Annotated in this window: 12 protein-coding genes; 10 read left to right on the top strand and 2 right to left on the bottom strand. The window is 54.2% G+C overall.

The window, feature by feature from the left end:
* Positions 1–138 precede the first annotated feature (138 nt).
* The 6 genes from WMO23_RS02600 to rarD all read left to right on the top strand — a co-directional run bounded on the left by WMO23_RS02600 (position 139) and on the right by rarD (position 5,130).
* Complete coding sequence (locus WMO23_RS02600; protein ID WP_239639857.1) at positions 139–1,182, top strand: proline racemase family protein; 1,044 nt, start codon at positions 139–141, stop codon at positions 1,180–1,182.
* 69 nt (positions 1,183–1,251) lie between these two features.
* Positions 1,252–2,034 carry an ABC transporter substrate-binding protein gene (locus tag WMO23_RS02595; RefSeq protein ID WP_020310843.1) on the top strand — a complete coding sequence of 261 codons (783 nt, stop codon included), beginning with the start codon at positions 1,252–1,254 and terminating at the stop codon, positions 2,032–2,034.
* Between the two features lie 90 nt (positions 2,035–2,124).
* Positions 2,125–2,784, top strand: a complete 660-nt coding sequence (locus tag WMO23_RS02590) for an amino acid ABC transporter permease (RefSeq protein WP_020310844.1) — start codon at positions 2,125–2,127, stop codon at positions 2,782–2,784.
* A complete protein-coding gene (locus tag WMO23_RS02585; protein ID WP_020723895.1) occupies positions 2,781–3,503 on the top strand; it encodes an amino acid ABC transporter ATP-binding protein in 723 nt (240 codons plus the stop codon). The genes WMO23_RS02590 and WMO23_RS02585 overlap by 4 nt, the downstream gene beginning before the upstream one ends.
* A 13-nt stretch (positions 3,504–3,516) precedes the next feature.
* Positions 3,517–4,134 (top strand): cytidylate kinase-like family protein, encoded by a 618-nt coding sequence (locus WMO23_RS02580; RefSeq protein ID WP_020311022.1) that lies wholly within the window; start codon positions 3,517–3,519, stop codon positions 4,132–4,134.
* A gap of 102 nt (positions 4,135–4,236) precedes the next feature.
* The gene (gene rarD, locus WMO23_RS02575) at positions 4,237–5,130 is read left to right on the top strand and encodes an EamA family transporter RarD (RefSeq protein WP_020311021.1); all 894 of its coding nucleotides are present in this window, start codon (positions 4,237–4,239) and stop codon (positions 5,128–5,130) included.
* A 257-nt stretch (positions 5,131–5,387) separates the two neighbouring features.
* On the opposite strand, the gene WMO23_RS02570 is transcribed toward rarD, so the two are convergent.
* Positions 5,388–6,755, bottom strand: coding sequence for an aminopeptidase (locus WMO23_RS02570; protein ID WP_020311020.1), 1,368 nt, complete (start codon positions 6,753–6,755; stop codon positions 5,388–5,390).
* 175 nt (positions 6,756–6,930) lie between these two features.
* Here WMO23_RS02570 and WMO23_RS02565 point away from each other — a divergent pair, with 175 nt between their 5' ends.
* The 4 genes from WMO23_RS02565 (at position 6,931) to gyrA (ending at position 14,872) form a co-directional block, all read left to right on the top strand.
* Positions 6,931–8,124 (top strand): M20 metallopeptidase family protein, encoded by a 1,194-nt coding sequence (locus WMO23_RS02565; protein WP_020311019.1) that lies wholly within the window; start codon positions 6,931–6,933, stop codon positions 8,122–8,124.
* A gap of 94 nt (positions 8,125–8,218) precedes the next feature.
* The gene (fusA, locus tag WMO23_RS02560; RefSeq protein ID WP_292260862.1) at positions 8,219–10,285 is read left to right on the top strand and encodes an elongation factor G; all 2,067 of its coding nucleotides are present in this window, start codon (positions 8,219–8,221) and stop codon (positions 10,283–10,285) included.
* A 410-nt stretch (positions 10,286–10,695) separates the two neighbouring features.
* Positions 10,696–12,021 (top strand): acetyl-CoA hydrolase/transferase family protein, encoded by a 1,326-nt coding sequence (locus WMO23_RS02555; protein WP_239639856.1) that lies wholly within the window; start codon positions 10,696–10,698, stop codon positions 12,019–12,021.
* A gap of 343 nt (positions 12,022–12,364) precedes the next feature.
* Complete coding sequence (gyrA, locus tag WMO23_RS02550; RefSeq protein WP_292108149.1) at positions 12,365–14,872, top strand: DNA gyrase subunit A; 2,508 nt, start codon at positions 12,365–12,367, stop codon at positions 14,870–14,872.
* A gap of 357 nt (positions 14,873–15,229) precedes the next feature.
* Here the strand turns inward: gyrA and WMO23_RS02545 are convergent.
* Positions 15,230–15,459: hypothetical protein (locus tag WMO23_RS02545; RefSeq protein WP_349173177.1), on the bottom strand; the 230-nt coding region annotated here is incomplete at its 5' end.

Here is a 15,459-nt window from a genome sequence, read left to right as displayed (position 1 = left end):
TGCTAAAATGATAGTATAATAAATTTGTTATTAAAGATATTAAACAAATAAGAATATAAACTTAAAATAAACGATGGCGTTTATCTCCGTGAGAGATGAACGCCATTGCTCGTTTTAAGGAATGAAAGGGGAGATTCGATGTGGCATGCTAATCAGGAGCGCCTGATGGAAAAACTGAGGGGAGAAGAACAATTCCTGGTCATCGATTCGCATACCATGGGAGAACCGACGCGTATCGTCGTCAATGGATTTCCTCACGCGCCAGGCAGGACGATGATGGAAAAGAAGCAGTACATCGCCAAGCACTACGATGCCTATCGCAAGGCCATCTTGCTGGAGCCGCGGGGCCATACGAATATGTTCGGCGCCATCCTCATGACGCCGGTCCACGAAGAAGCTGATGTCGGCGTTGTCTTCATGGACAGCGGCGGCTACCTGAATATGTGCGGCCACGGTTCCATCGGCGTGGCGACGGTGCTGGTCAATGAACAGATGATACCCGTCCATGAACCCTATACGGACATCTGCCTCGATGCGCCGTCAGGCCTCATCAAGGGCCACGTCAAAGTCGAAGCAGGCCGGGCCGTAGAAGTGACCATTACCAACGTGCCCTGCTTCTTGTACCGGACAGGGGTCACGGTCCCTGTCGACGGCTTAGGCCACGTTGCCCTGGACATCGCCTTTGGCGGCAGTTTCTTCGCCCTCGTCGACACCGATGCTTTGGGGATGCGCTTAGAGCCTGAAAATATCCGGACTATCATCGACACGGGCATGAACATCCTCCGGGCCGTCAACAATCAGGAAGTCGTAGCCCATCCGGAACTGGACATCCACAGCGTCGATTTAGTCGAATTTTATGGTCAGGCCGATCGGCCCGAAGCGACCATGAAGAACGCCGTCGTCTTCGGCAACTACCAGATCGACCGCAGCCCCTGCGGGACCGGCACGAGTGCCAAAGTGGCGTCGCTGTACTTGCGGGGGAAATTGAAGAAAAATGAACTATTCGTTTATGAAAGTATCATGGGAACCTTGTTCAAAGCCCGCATCGTAGATGATGCCGAAGTCGGCGGCATGGCCGCTGCTATCCCGCAGATTACAGGCAGTGCCTATATTACCGGCATCAACTGCCTGGTCCTCGATGAGACGGACCCGTTCCGCCACGGCTTCCAGATTCAAGCCTGAATATACAGTTCCGGTCATGAGACCTGAATGATAGATTCCAGTCATACATGTGAAGAGGGGTGCCTGATTATGATGATGAACAGTAAGGTAAAAAAAGCAATCTTAGCCGGCCTGAGTGCCGTCGTATCCATATCTGTCTTAGCTGGCTGCGGCGGAGGTAGCGGCAGCAGCGATAAGGCCAGCCTGAAAGGGAAAGAGCTGAAAGTAGCGACCGGGATCTATGCGCCCTTTGCTTTCAAAGATGAAAACAGTAAGCTCGTCGGCTTCGACCTGGACCTGCTCGATGCCATGTCCAAGAAACTGGGCTTTACCTATAAAGTCACGCCGACGGAATATGACAACATGTTCATGGCCGTCGCCAACGGTGAGTACGATATCGGCATGGGCCAGGTCTGCATTACCGAAGACCGCAAGAAGAAGATGGACTTCACCGAACCCTATGAAAACGCAGGTTTGCAGTTCGTCGTCCGCAAAGATGAAAACCTTACGTCTGTAGATCAGTTGAAAGGCAAGAAAATCGCCGTCGAAAAGGGGACAGCTGCCCACAAATACGTAACGGAACACTGTAAGGATTCGGAAATCGTCGTCTTCCCGGCTATTTCAGCAGCCTTCATGGAAGTCGAACAGGGCAAGGCCGACGCCCTCATGCAGGATAAACCGAATGCCGTCTATTATTTGAAGAAGCATCCTGAAAGCGGTCTGGCCCTCTTGGGCGATGAAACGGCCAAGATTCCCGATGGCTTCGCCCTGCCTAAGGACAGCCCGTATAAAGCTGAATTCGATAAGGCCCTGAAAGAATTGCAGGAAGACGGGACAATCAAGAAGTTAGAAGATAAATGGCTGAATGTCTAACGGCAGCAGCCAGTCAGCAGTGGCCCGGCAAGAGTCGTACTTTTGCCGGACTTCTTGCTATAAGGGGTCTTTTATTAAGGGGGGAATCTTATGTTTAACTGGGAACACTTGGACATCATCGTCGGTGTTGTTACGAAAGGCCTGTTCTGGACTGTCGTCATTTCCGTGACGAGTATCATCATCGGCTATTTCATCGGGCTGGCTACGGGGTTTTCCCGGGCCCGCAATATACGCATCCTCAAGAGCATCAGCGCTTTCTACGTCTGGATCATCCGCAGTACGCCGATCCTGGTCCAGGCCTTGTACATCTATTTCGTCATGCCAAAACTCTTTGGCATCCATTTATCTCATGAAGCGGCAGGCATCCTCTGCGTTTCCCTCAATGCCGGGGCGTATATATCGGAAATCGTCCGCGGTGCCATCCTGGAAGTGCCTAAAGGTCAGTGGGAGGCGGGCATGTCCCTGGGGATGACGAAGCTGCAGATCGTCATGAAGCTCATCCTGCCCATGGCCTTCCGGACCATGCTGCCGGCCCTGGGCAACCAGTTCATCATTACCGTAAAGGATACGTCCATTTTGACGGTCATCGGCGTCGCCGAAATGACCTATCAGGCTGGCCAGTACGCTTCGTCGAACTTTGAATTCGTCGAAAGCTATACCGTCCTGGCCGTATTCTACTTAGTCCTGATTTCGCTGCTGACCGTAGCCGTCAATATTTGTGAACAGAAGATGGGAGCTGATATAAAATGATGCGAATTGAACATTTAAAGAAACAGTATGGTGATAACCTGGTCCTGAATGACATCAGCCTGTCCCTGGACGATGAAGTCACCTGCATCCTCGGGCCGTCCGGCGCCGGCAAGAGCACCTTCCTGCGCTGCCTGAACCTGCTGGAATCGCCGACAGGCGGCGACATCAAGTACAACGGTCAGAGCATCCTCCAGCCGGGCTACGATATCCGCAAGATGCGCGAAGAAGTGACCATGGTCTTCCAGCACTTTAACTTATTTCCCCTGCGCAACGTCGTCGGCAACGTCATGCTGGCCCTGCAAAGCGTCAAGCACATGAAGAAAGCCGATGCCCACGATATTGCCATGGAAATACTAAAAAAGGTCGACATGGCCGATAAGGCCGAAAAGATGCCGGATATGCTCTCCGGCGGCCAGCAGCAGCGCGTTGCCATTGCCCGCGCCCTGGCCATGAATCCCAAGATGATCCTCTTCGACGAACCGACGTCGGCCCTGGACCCGGAACTCGTCGGCGGCGTCCTTGACGTCATGCGCGACTTGGCCCATAACGGCATGTCCATGGTCATCGTGACCCATGAAATGGCCTTTGCCCGCGACGTATCAGACCGCATCGTCTTCATGGCCGACAGCATCGTCCAGGAAGATACGACGCCGGCTGAATTCTTCAGCCACCCCAAGACGGAACGGGCCCGCAATTTCCTGAGCCGCTTCTTATCGTAAGGGAGGGAGTACGATGGAAAAATTCATCATTACCATCAACCGCCAGTTCGGCAGTATGGGCCGGCCCATTGCCAAAGAAATGGCCGAAGCCCTGAACGTCGAATTTTATGACCGCGACCTCATCGAAGCTGCAGCGAAGAAGATGAATATGTCCTTGTCTATTGCCAGCGACCTGGAGGAATCTGCCAGGCCGAACCGCTTCTGGCGCATGTGCTTCCCACTGGGGCACGACGAATCGCGGAAACAGGACGAACTCTTCCAGGTGGAAAAGAAAATCATCCTGGACCTGGCCGATGCCAAGTCGTGCATCATCGTCGGCCGCTGTTCCGATTCCATCCTGAAATGTTCCAAGCACTTGCTGCGCATCTTTATCTATGCGCCCTATAAAGAACGCCTCAAGAACTGCGTCGAACGCCTCAAGATGGACGAACGGACGGCCAAGGAAATGATACGCAACGTCGACCGGGCCCGCGATGCCTACCAGGTGCGCTACGCCGGCTATCTGCCAGGCGACTTCCACCATACGGATCTGCTCATCAACAGCAGCTTCCTCGGCGTCGAAGCGACGGCCCAGTATCTGACCGAACTGGTACTCAAAAAATACGGTTCCCATCATATCGAAGAAGTATGAAAAGGCTCCCGCCAGGGACATGCTGTCTTGTTATTGACAAATGAGATTACCTATTGCATGATAGTGATAATACTAAGAGGTATCAGACAAAGGAGATGTCTTATGGGCGGGAGCAAAATCTGTTATATCTATTTCGTGCTGAGTCAGGCCATCTGGGGCGTACTGCCGGCCTTCTGGCTGCTGTTGCGGCAGCTGCCGCCGCTGTATACGCTGGCTTCGCGGATTGTCTGGGCATCGGTCTTCTGCTTTTTACTGATATTGCAGAAAAAGCTCCTGCCCGACCTGAAAGGGGTCCGACAGGAGCGCTGGCAATGGCCTTATATTGCCGGGGCCTGCATCTTTATCACCCTGAATTGGGGGGCTTATATTTACGCCACGACACAGGGCTTCATCCTCCAGGCCAGCTTGGCCTATTTCATCAATCCCATCATCCTCGTCTTCTTTGGTGGTCTGATCTTCCATGAACGGCTGCGGCCGGTCCAGAAACTGTCCGTCGTCGTCGCCGCTACCGGCCTGGTCCTGGCCTTCTGCCTGTACGGCGTCGTCCCCTGGCTGTCGTTCTTCATCTGCCTGAGTTGGGCGATATACAGCATGTTGAAAAAGAAAGTCCGCCTGGACAGCCAGGTTTCGGTCTTCATCGAATCCTTTTCCATGGTGCCCCTGTCCCTGCTGTTCATCGCCTTCAGCGAATATCATGGCATGGGGGCTGTCGGGACTTTCCAGGGCTGGCAGTGGCTGCTCCTGCCGGCGACGGGCATCGTCACGGCCATTCCGATGATGCTCTTTTCGGCCGGCGTCAAAGGCGTCCCTATTACGACAGGCGGTATGCTCATGTACCTCTCGCCGAGCATCACTCTGGTCATCGGTCTCTTGAGCGGCGAAACCATCACGCCGCCCCTGCGCCTGACCTTCTGCTTCGCTTGGGTTGCCGTCGCCCTGTATATGTACGGCCTTTACCAGACTATCAAAGGGCTCCGGGAAAGCGGATACCATTAGGTACGATCCTTGCTCCTGAATGACGCTGTAGGGGCTCGCACGTGGCGAGCCCGCTCCAGGATATGTACGATTTCCCGGTTAGTTTGCTAAGAGAACGATTCAAATACCCGGCGGGTCGCCCACGTGGCGACCCCTACAGAAAAAAGGGTGTCGTACGAGGTTTGTGCCACCATCCTCTAACACCTAACCCCTAACAACTAACAACTAGCCACTAACAACTTGAAAGGAGCTGTCGCGATGCGACAGCTCCTTTTGTATCACTTACTTTCAAAAAATGCTTTGTATGCCAGGTAGCCGCTGTAGGCATCGGCTTTGGCGACGATTTCTAAGGGAGCGTGCATGCTGTGCATGGCTACGCCGCAGTCGACGACGTCGCAGCCCCAGTCGGCCATGATGTAGGCGATGGTACCGCCGCCGCCCTGGTCGACCTTGCCCAGTTCCCCGACCTGCCAGGGAACTTCTTTTTCGTTGAAGATGCGGCGGATCTTGGCCATGAATTCGGCGTTGGCATCGTTGCTGCCGGCCTTGCCGCGGGCACCGGTGTATTTGCACAGGCAGATACCGTAGCCGAGCTTGGCCGAATTCTGTTCTTCATAGGCGTCGGCAAAGACCGGGTCAAAGGCGGCGCAGACGTCGGCCGACAGGACTTCGCTGTTGCGCAGGGTCCGGCGCAGCCAGATTTCTTGGTCATGGCCCTGGAGGGACAGGAGTTCGGCGATAAAGTCCGGGAAGTACGACGATTGGACGCCCGTGTTGCCGACGGAACCGATTTCTTCTTTATCGGCAAAGAGGGCGACCTGTGTCTTTTCCCCCGGTGCGGCATCGAGGATGGCGGCCAGGTTGGCATAAGAGCAGACGCGGTCGTCATGGCCGTGGGACATGATCATCGACCGGTCCAGGCCGACGTCGCGGCTCTTGACGGCCGGGATGATTTCCAGTTCTGCACTGGTGAAATCTTCTTCTTCAATACCGTATTTTTCCTTTAACAAGGTCAGGATAGCCGGTTTCGTCTTTTCTCCTTCGCCGTTCGTGCCGGCCAAGGGCATGAGCATTTCGCCGCTGATGGCTTCAGAGAGCTTTTTGGCGGCCTGGTCCTTGCCCAGGTGGGGCAGAAGGTCATTGATGAACAGGACCGGATCGCCCGGGTCTTCGCCGATAGAGACGTCGACGCGGCTGCCATCGGCTTTATAGACGACGCCGACCAGGGACAGGGGCAGGCAGACCCATTGATATTTCAGCAAGCCGCCATAGTAATGGGTCTTGAAATAGACGATTTTATTCTTTTCGACGACAGGCATGGCCTTGACATCCAGGCGCGGGCAGTCGATATGGGAGCCGACGATTTTCAGCCCTTTTTCGATGGGGGCCGAGCCGATGACGGCTAAGATGACCGATTTCCCTTTCTGGTCCCAATAGACCTTGTCGCCGGCCTTCAGGCTGGTGAAGTCAGCCAGGGGATGGAACCCGGCGTTTTCAGCCTGGCGGATGATTTCTTTATTGGCCAGCCGTTCTGTCCGGGCTGTGTCCAGGAACTGACGGTAATGGACGCTGTACGCTTCCATCTGGCCGCGCTGTTCCGGTGAGAAGCGGGACCAGACGCTGTTTTCTGTATCAAATGCTTTCATGATATAAGCCTCCTCTGTAAATGATGATGTGTGACACTGCATCCTTATTATAACGCACTTATGGGAGCTGTACTAGTTCTTGAAAAAGACAGGGGAAACCGTTGTATTTCTTTATATTGTGTGGTATTATTAATCATACTTTATAAATAATAATTCATACATGGGAGGGTTTGCCATGATCGATAAAATGACTATCAAAGACTTAGTGAAGCGGACTGTGCCTGATATTTGTGCCATGCGCCGTCATATCCATGAAAATCCGGAATTATCCGGCGAAGAAGTGGAAACGGCTGCCTTTATGGCAGCCAAGCTGCGGTCTTTCGGCATCGATGTACAGGAGCACGTCGCCGGAACGACGGCGGTCCTGGGGACGCTCAAAGGCGGCAAGCCGGGGCCGGTCATCGCCTTGCGGGCCGATATGGATGCTCTGCCCATGACGGAAGAAACAGGCTTGCCCTTTGCGTCCAATTTCGTCGGCAAGATGCACGCCTGCGGTCATGACGGCCACATGAGCATCCTCCTCGGTGCCGCTGAGGTCCTGAGTCAGGTGAAAGACGATATCCCCGGCACGGTCGTCTTCATCTGCCAGCCGTCTGAAGAAAAATCGCCTGTCGGCGGAGCCAAGGGCCTGGTCGCCTCCGGCGTCCTCGACGGTGTCGATGCCGTTTACGGCCTTCACGTCTGGCCGACACTGCCCAGCGGCAAAATCGGTGTCCTGCCCGGGCCGATGATGGCCGCTTCGGACCATATCCGCATCGTCCTCAACGGCAAGGCCAGCCATGCCGCCATGCCGCATAAAGGCGTCGACACCATCGTCGCAGCCGCCCAGTTCCTGACGGCGGCCCAGACCATCATCAGCCGCCGCGTCAATCCCCTCTATCCGGCTGTCCTGACTTTTGGCAAAATCACTGGCGGCACGCGCTACAATGTCGTCGCCGATACGGTCGAAATCGAAGGGACCTGCCGGACGTACCATGCGGAGGCCCAGGATGCCGTCGAAGCCCATCTCCAGGATACGCTCAAAGGCATCGATGCCATGTACGGGACGGTCAGCCATCTCGACTATGAACGGGGCTATGCGGCTGTCCGCAATACGCCGCAGCAGGCGGCTTTCGTCGCTGGCGTAGCCAAAGACTGCTTTGGCCCGGACGTTCTGGCAGCTGTCGACGAACCGGCCATGACGGCCGAAGACTTTTCCGGTTATCTCCAGAAATTCGATGGCGGTTTCTTCTGGCTCGGTGCGACCAAGCCCGGCGACACGGTTTATCCCCTGCACAATACCCATTTTGCCGTCGATGAAGCCTGCCTGCCAGTCGGCGTCGAACTGATGGTTTCCCTGGTCCTGGCCAAAATGAAAGAAAAAGCATAATTATTTTTGAAAAAATGCAACTTAAAAAAGGAATCTGCCCCCTTCATCTCGAATATATAATATTAACTGAGATTCCATAGGAGGCGATTGTTTTATGAAAGAATACACAAGTGATAAAATTCGCAACGTTGCTGTACTTTCGCATGATGGCGCCGGCAAAACGGCTGTTGTTGAATCATTACTGCTTGCCTGCGGTGCTGTCGATGCTGTTGGCGTCGGTAAAGACAACAAGCATATTATGGACTATGAACCGGAAGAAATTAAGAGAAACGTTACGATCCAGCTCGGCATTGCGCCCTGCGAATGGGAAGGCTACAAGCTGAACTTCCTCGATACGCCGGGGTATTCCGAATTCTGCGGCGAAGTCCGCGCTGCCCTGCGTGCCAGTGACGGCATCCTGCTCGTCGTTTCGGCCGAATCGGGCGTCGAAATGGATACGGAACGGGCCTGGGACTACGGCGTCGAATTGAAATTGCCGCGCATGGTCTATGTCAACAAGATGGATGCGGAACACGCCGATTTCTTCGGCTGCCTGGAAAAATTGCGCGCCGTCTTCGGCAAATCCATCATGCCCCTCCAGATCCCTATCGGTGAAGGCAAGGATTTCCGGGGCATCATCGACGTCTGCAAGATGGTAGCCTGGGAATGGAATAACGGCGAATGCACGGAAATCAAGGTGCCGCCAGAATACATGGCCAAAGCCCGTGAAGTCCGCGAAATGTGCATGGAAGCCGCTGCCGAAGGCGACGACGAATTGCTGGAAAAATACCTCAACGGCGATGAACTGACCATCGAAGAACTGCGCAAAGGCCTGCGCCAGGGCATGCTGACGGGCCGCGTCTGCCCGCTCATGTGCGGCAGTGCCATCAACCATATCGGTACGGCAGAACTCCTGCGCCGTATCATCACCTACATGCCGGATGCTTCGCAGAAAGTCATGATGGGCACGGATAAGAAGACAGGCGAACCGGTCCTGGTCTATCCCAACAAGCCTTTCACGGCCTTCGTCTTCAAGACCCTCATCGATCCCTTTGCCGGCAAACTGAGTTATGTCCGCATTTTCTCGGGCGAACTCAAGGAAGGGGACAAGTTATACAATATGTCCCAGGATAAAGAAGAAAAGATGGGCAAAGTCCTGACCCTGGTCGGCAAGGAACAGATTCCCGTCCCGGCGGCTATTGCCGGCGACATCGTCGTCCTGCCGAAATTGCCGAATGCCCGGACTGGCGATACCTTTGCCGCTCCTGATTTCCCCGTCGTCTATGACCCCATCCGCTTCCCGAACCCGCTGCATACGGTAGCCCTGGTCCCGGAAAAGAAGGGCGAAGAAGAAAAATTGATGAACGCCCTCCTGCGGGTCAGCGAAGAAGACCCGACGTGCCAGGTCGAAAAGAGCACCGAAGGCAAGCAGCTCATCGTCCGCTGCATGGGCGATGTCCACCTCGACCACATCCTGACCAAAATCGAACGGAAATACGGTGTCAAAGCCAAACAGGAAGACGTTTACATCCCGTATCGTGAAACCATCAAGAGCAAGGCGACAGCCGAAGGCAAACACAAGAAACAGAGCGGCGGCCACGGTCAGTTCGGCCACGTCTTCCTGGACATCGAGCCGCTGACGACAGGCGAACCCTTTGAATTCGTCGATAAGATCTTTGGCGGCGCCGTACCGAAACAGTACATCCCGGCCGTTGAAAAAGGCGTCCGTGAAACCTTGGAAAAAGGCCTCATCGCCGGCTTCCCCATGATCAACGTCAAAGTTACCCTGACCGATGGTTCCTATCATCCTGTCGATTCGTCGGAAATGGCCTTCAAAGTCGCTGCCGCTCAGGCCCTCAAGAAAGCCGTACCTGAAGCCAAGCCGATCCTCCTGGAACCGATTTACAACGTCGACGTCGTCATCCCTGAAGATTACATGGGCGATGTCATGGGCGACTTCAGCAGCCGCCGCGGCCGCATCCTCGGCATGGAACACCATCGCAACCGCAAAGGCATCATCGTCGTCAAAGCCCAGGTCCCGCTGGCAGAAATGAAAGACTACGTCACCGTCCTGCGCTCCATGACCCAGGGCAAAGGCACGTTCAACATGGAATTCTTCGACTACGAAGAAGTACCGAAAAAAATCATGGACGAAATCATCGAAAAAAGACAAAGTGAATAAGACTAGTGGCTAGTCGTTCGTAGTTTTTAGTTTGTAGAAATGGGCTTTAAGTTTTTAAACATCCGCTAACCACTAACAACTTAAAAGGGCTTGTCGCATGTGCGACAAGCCCTTTTTTTTACGAACCACGAATCACGAGCGATGAACCACCAGGCGTCACGGATGTAGGGGCTTGCACGTGGCAAGCCCGTTCCAGACTATGAGTGATTTCCCAGCTCGGAGCGAATGCCACCCAAGGTCCGGCGGGTCGCCCACGTGGCATATGCCAAAACGGCATATACCTGTTTACCTAAACGCCTTGCCAGGGCGCCTTCAGCGTCGTATAATAAGAATATAAGCAAACGTAAAACGTCGTACTAAAGAAAATACATACAGATGAAAGGGTGGTTTTTATGTCCCAATGGACAGATATGTACAGACAGAAATTAATGACGCCGGAAGAAGCGGTAAAAGTGGTCCAGTCCGGAGATTGGGTCGATTACGGCATGGGCACGACCCAGCCGATCCTCCTCGACCAGGCCCTGGCAGCGCGCCGTGATGAACTGCAAGATGTCAAAGTCCGCATGTGCCTGAGCGTGGCTCCGCGGCAGATTATTGAACAGGACCCGGAGCGCAAGGCCTTTACGGCCATGAACTGGTATATGAGCGGCTATGACCGGAAGAAGTGCGCCCTTGGCCAGATGAATTTCATACCCATGTGTTACCGCAACAAGCCGTCCATGTACCGCGACCTCCTCGACGTCGACGTAGCCCTGATTACTGTCGGTCCCATGGATAAACACGGCTTCTTTAATTTCGGCCCGGCCGTTTCGGCAACGGAAGCCATTACCAAGAAAGCGAAGAAAGTCATCGTCGAAGTCAATGAAGCCATGCCCCGCGTCCTCGGCGGCCGCGGCGAATGTATCCATATCAGCGATATCGACGGCATCGTCGAATACGGCAATCATCCTTTGGCGACCATTCCCTTTACGACAGGCGACGATATCGATGCCCAGATTGCCAAGACCATCGTCCAGCAGATTCCCGACGGAGCGACGCTGCAGCTCGGCATCGGCAGTTTGCCCAACACGATCGGCGCCTTATTGGCCGAATCGGACCTGAAAGACCTGGGCGTCCATACGGAAATGCTCGTCGACGCCTTCCGACTCATGTATGAACACGGCCAGCTCACGAACCGCCGCAAGACTTTCTGCCGCGATAAGATAAGCTGGGCCTTCGCCCTGGGGACGCAGGACCTCTATGACTGGATGGACGACAACCCCTTCCTGGCAGCTTATCCGGTAGACGTCATCAATGATCCTTTCATCATTTCTCAGATGGATAATTTCATTTCCATCAATAACTGCATCGACATCGACCTCTTCGGCCAGGTATCGTCCGAATCAGCCGGTACCCATCAGATAAGCGGCAGCGGCGGCCAGTTGGACTTCACCGACGGCGCTTACCGCTCCCGTGGCGGCAAGAGCATCATCGCTTTGCGGTCGACGTTCCACAACAAGAAGACCGGCCGCGATGAATCGCGCATCATCCCGACGCTGGCCCCGGGCACGACGGTCACGGACCCGCGGTCCCAGGTCAACTGGGTCGCCACGGAATACGGCATAGTCAACCTCATGGGCGCTTCGACATGGGAACGGGCCGAACGCCTCATCAGCATCGCCCATCCGGCTTTCCGCGAAGACCTGATCAAAGAAGCTGAAAAAATGAAGATCTGGAGATACAGCAATAAGAAATAAAGGGATACGCTATTATTCTGGTAAGTGTTCCCACGGTATGCTCTCGTTCGTCGTAGGTCGTTCATCGTAGGTCGAAAATTAAAAAGTAATTACGATGAACTGCCAGCCCCTAACCCCTAACCCCTAACCCCTAGCCACTAAAAAACTTGTTTCCCTCAGCCTAAAAAGGCAGGCGGAAACAAGTTTTTTTGCGCCTCTAGAGAAAAATGGAAATATTTGTTATAATATAATCGTATGCGCCCATTTGTTCATTTGACGGGCTGCCATATAGACGACAACGATTCGGACTGCGGGTCTTTTGCTGGCCGGCAGTTATTTTCAGTTTGTATATGAGGTGAAATTTGTGGACGAACAACAAGTAGATAAAATTGTGCCGGTTTGTCTGGAAAGCGAAATGCAGACGTCGTACATCGACTATGCCATGAGTGTCATCATCACTCGTGCCCTGCCGGATGTACGCGATGGGCTAAAGCCGGTCCATCGGCGTATTCTCTATGCCATGCATGAAGCGGGCATGACGCCGAACAAGCCCTATAAGAAATCGGCCCGTATTGTCGGCGAAGTTTTAGGTAAATATCACCCCCATGGTGACAGCTCCGTCTATGATGCGACCGTCCGCCTGGCCCAGGATTTCTCGACGCGCTATCCTTTAGTCGATGGTCACGGCAACTTCGGTTCCGTCGATGGTGACTCGGCTGCGGCTATGCGTTATACCGAAGTCCGCATGGCGAAGATTACCGGCGAAATGCTGGAAGATATCGACAAGGAAACGGTCGATTTCATGCCCAACTACGACGGCTCCCTGCAGGAACCGACGGTCTTGCCGTCGAAGATCCCGAACCTCCTGGTCAATGGCTCGGCTGGGATCGCCGTCGGCATGGCGACGAATATTCCGCCTCATAATTTAGGCGAAGTCATCGACGGCTGTGTCCTGCTCATCGATAACCCTGAAGCCAGCCTGGAAGAAATCATGACCAAAATCAAAGGCCCTGATTTCCCGACGGGTGCTAAAATCATGGGCCGCGATGGCATCATCAAAGCCTATTCGACGGGCCGGGGCAGTATCAAGATGCGGTCCTGTGCGACTATCGAACCGATGAATAAAGGGAAGCACCGCATCGTCGTGACGGAAATCCCCTATCAGGTCAATAAAGCGCGGGTCATCGAGTCCATTGCCGACTTGTCCCGCAACAAGGAAATCGACGGCATCACGGCCCTGCGCGATGAATCGGACCGCAAGGGTATGCGCATCGTCGTCGAACTGCGGGCCGATGTCAATCCCGATATCGTCCTGAATAAATTGTATAAACACACGCAGCTCCAGGAAACGTTCGGCGTCATCATGCTGGCCCTCGTCAACGGCCATCCGCGCGTCCTGACACTCAAACAGATCCTGAACTACTATCTCGACCATCAGAAAGATGTCATTACCCGCCGCAGCAAGTTTGAACTCGACAAGGCCCTGGCACGGGCTCACATCTTAGAAGGCCTGCTCATCGCCCTGGACCACATCGACGAAGTCATCAAGACGATCCGCGAATCGGCGACAGACGACATTGCCAAACAATCCTTGATGAGCAAGTTCGGCCTCAGCGAAAAACAGGCCATCGCCATCCTCGACATGCGCCTGCGCCGCCTGACGGGTCTGGAACGAGAAAAAATCGAAGAAGAATATGCTGAATTGGAAAAACGCATCGCTTACCTGCGCAGCGTCCTGGCTGACGAACATAAAGTCATGGAAATCGTAAAGACGGAACTCCTCGATGCCAAGAAGAAATTTGGCGACGAACGGCGCACACAGATCGTAGCCGACTCGTCGGATTTCTCCATCGAAGACATGATCCCCAACGAACGCATGGTCCTCACCTTGACCCGCCGAGGCTACATGAAGCGTATCAACGCCAATGTATACCATACGCAGAATAAAGGCGGCCGCGGTATCAAGGGCATGGGGACGAAGGACGAAGACGCCGTAAACCACCTGCTCTATACGTCGGCATGGAATACAGTCCTGTTCTTCACCAACTTCGGCCGCGTCTATCGCCTGAAGGCTTACGAAATCCCGGAAGCCAACAGCCGTAACTCCAAGGGCATTGCCGCCATCAATATCCTGCCCTTGTCCAATGGCGAAAAAGTCAACGCCCTCATCGACCTCGACCAGGTCGACCCGTCGATGAACCTGTTCATGGTCACCGAAAAAGGGCTGGTAAAGAAGACCCCTCTTCATGAATTCAAGAACGTCCGCCGCAACGGCCTCATCGCTATTTCCCTTATGGAAGGCGACCACCTGGCCAAAGTGCGCCTGACCAACGGCGACCAGACGATCATCTTGGCGACGAAACTGGGCATGGCCATCTGCTTCAATGAAAACGATGTCCGTCCTATGGGCCGGAATACCCGCGGTGTCCGCGGCATCACACTGTCTGAAGGCGATATGGTCATCGGGGCTGACGTCCTCGAACCGGACTGCCAGGTCCTGACTGTCAGCGAAGAAGGCTTTGGCAAGCGCAACAACATCGACGCCTACAAAGTCCAGCTCCGCGGTGGCAAAGGCATCAAGAACTTCAAGATTACGCCGAAGACCGGCGACATCGTCGGCGTCGAAGTCGTCCATGAAGGGCAGGAACTGATGCTCATCACGTCGAATGGCATCGTCATCCGCACGGATATCGAAAGCATTGGCATCAAGAAAGGCCGCAACACATCGGGCGTCAAGATCCAGAAACTGGAAGGCGACGACAAAGTAGCCGCCCTCGATACCATTGCCATCGAAGGTAACGACGAACTCGATACCATTGCCATCGAAGGTAACGACGAAGAAGAAAAAGAACAGACGAAATTGTTTAAATAAAAAAAGAGGCCTGCGGGCCTCTTTTTTTTTGCGCCGACCGCAGTTCGCAGGCCGCAGGCCGCCTCGAATTCAGATGCGGCGTTCCGCCGCGACAGACTCAGACTGACAACATCGCTTCGAGTAACCCTCGGCTCGTAGAGGAGAACCCCTCCACCGCAAGCGGTCCCCCTCCCCTTCGCAGGGGCGGCTTACGCCCTAACCGGGGCCATCGTAGGGGACGTCCTTTAACCTCTCAGACCGCCTTTGGCGGCCAGCTCCCCTATGAAGGGAGCCTTTGACGGCCCGCTGTGAACAATGGGGGATATACTTGATCGGCATATGTGGCGTGGGTTTGCGACCGGCGACCGGCGGCCGGCGTCAAGGATTTGAAAAAATCCTTGACAATCTCTTTACACAGTAGTATACTGAATAAGCTGTCGGGGCAAGGCCCTGACACAGCAGGAGTTTCATCCTGCCGTGGTCTGCGCCATGCAGGCCGGGGTGATTGAACTTTGAAAAAAGTTCAAAAACATCCTTGACAAGCTCTTCTGAGTTTGTTAAAATAAACAAGTCGTCGCCACCCGGTGATGACAACGATGACCTTTGAA

It is taken from the genome of Megasphaera intestinihominis (genome assembly GCF_040096415.1).
Classification (GTDB): domain Bacteria; phylum Bacillota; class Negativicutes; order Veillonellales; family Megasphaeraceae; genus Megasphaera; species Megasphaera intestinihominis.
The sequence above is the reverse complement of the archived record's forward strand: the minus strand, read 5'-3'. Positions and strand labels throughout refer to the sequence as shown.

Coding starts and splice junctions, on each gene's coding strand:
- WMO23_RS02600 (WP_239639857.1), top strand. CDS start 139: ATGTGGCATGCTAATCAGGAGCGCCTGATGGAAAAACTGAGGGGAGAA.
- WMO23_RS02595 (WP_020310843.1), top strand. CDS start 1,252: ATGATGATGAACAGTAAGGTAAAAAAAGCAATCTTAGCCGGCCTGAGT.
- WMO23_RS02590 (WP_020310844.1), top strand. CDS start 2,125: ATGTTTAACTGGGAACACTTGGACATCATCGTCGGTGTTGTTACGAAA.
- WMO23_RS02585 (WP_020723895.1), top strand. CDS start 2,781: ATGATGCGAATTGAACATTTAAAGAAACAGTATGGTGATAACCTGGTC.
- WMO23_RS02580 (WP_020311022.1), top strand. CDS start 3,517: ATGGAAAAATTCATCATTACCATCAACCGCCAGTTCGGCAGTATGGGC.
- rarD (WP_020311021.1), top strand. CDS start 4,237: ATGGGCGGGAGCAAAATCTGTTATATCTATTTCGTGCTGAGTCAGGCC.
- WMO23_RS02570 (WP_020311020.1), bottom strand. CDS start 6,755: ATGAAAGCATTTGATACAGAAAACAGCGTCTGGTCCCGCTTCTCACCG.
- WMO23_RS02565 (WP_020311019.1), top strand. CDS start 6,931: ATGATCGATAAAATGACTATCAAAGACTTAGTGAAGCGGACTGTGCCT.
- fusA (WP_292260862.1), top strand. CDS start 8,219: ATGAAAGAATACACAAGTGATAAAATTCGCAACGTTGCTGTACTTTCG.
- WMO23_RS02555 (WP_239639856.1), top strand. CDS start 10,696: ATGTACAGACAGAAATTAATGACGCCGGAAGAAGCGGTAAAAGTGGTC.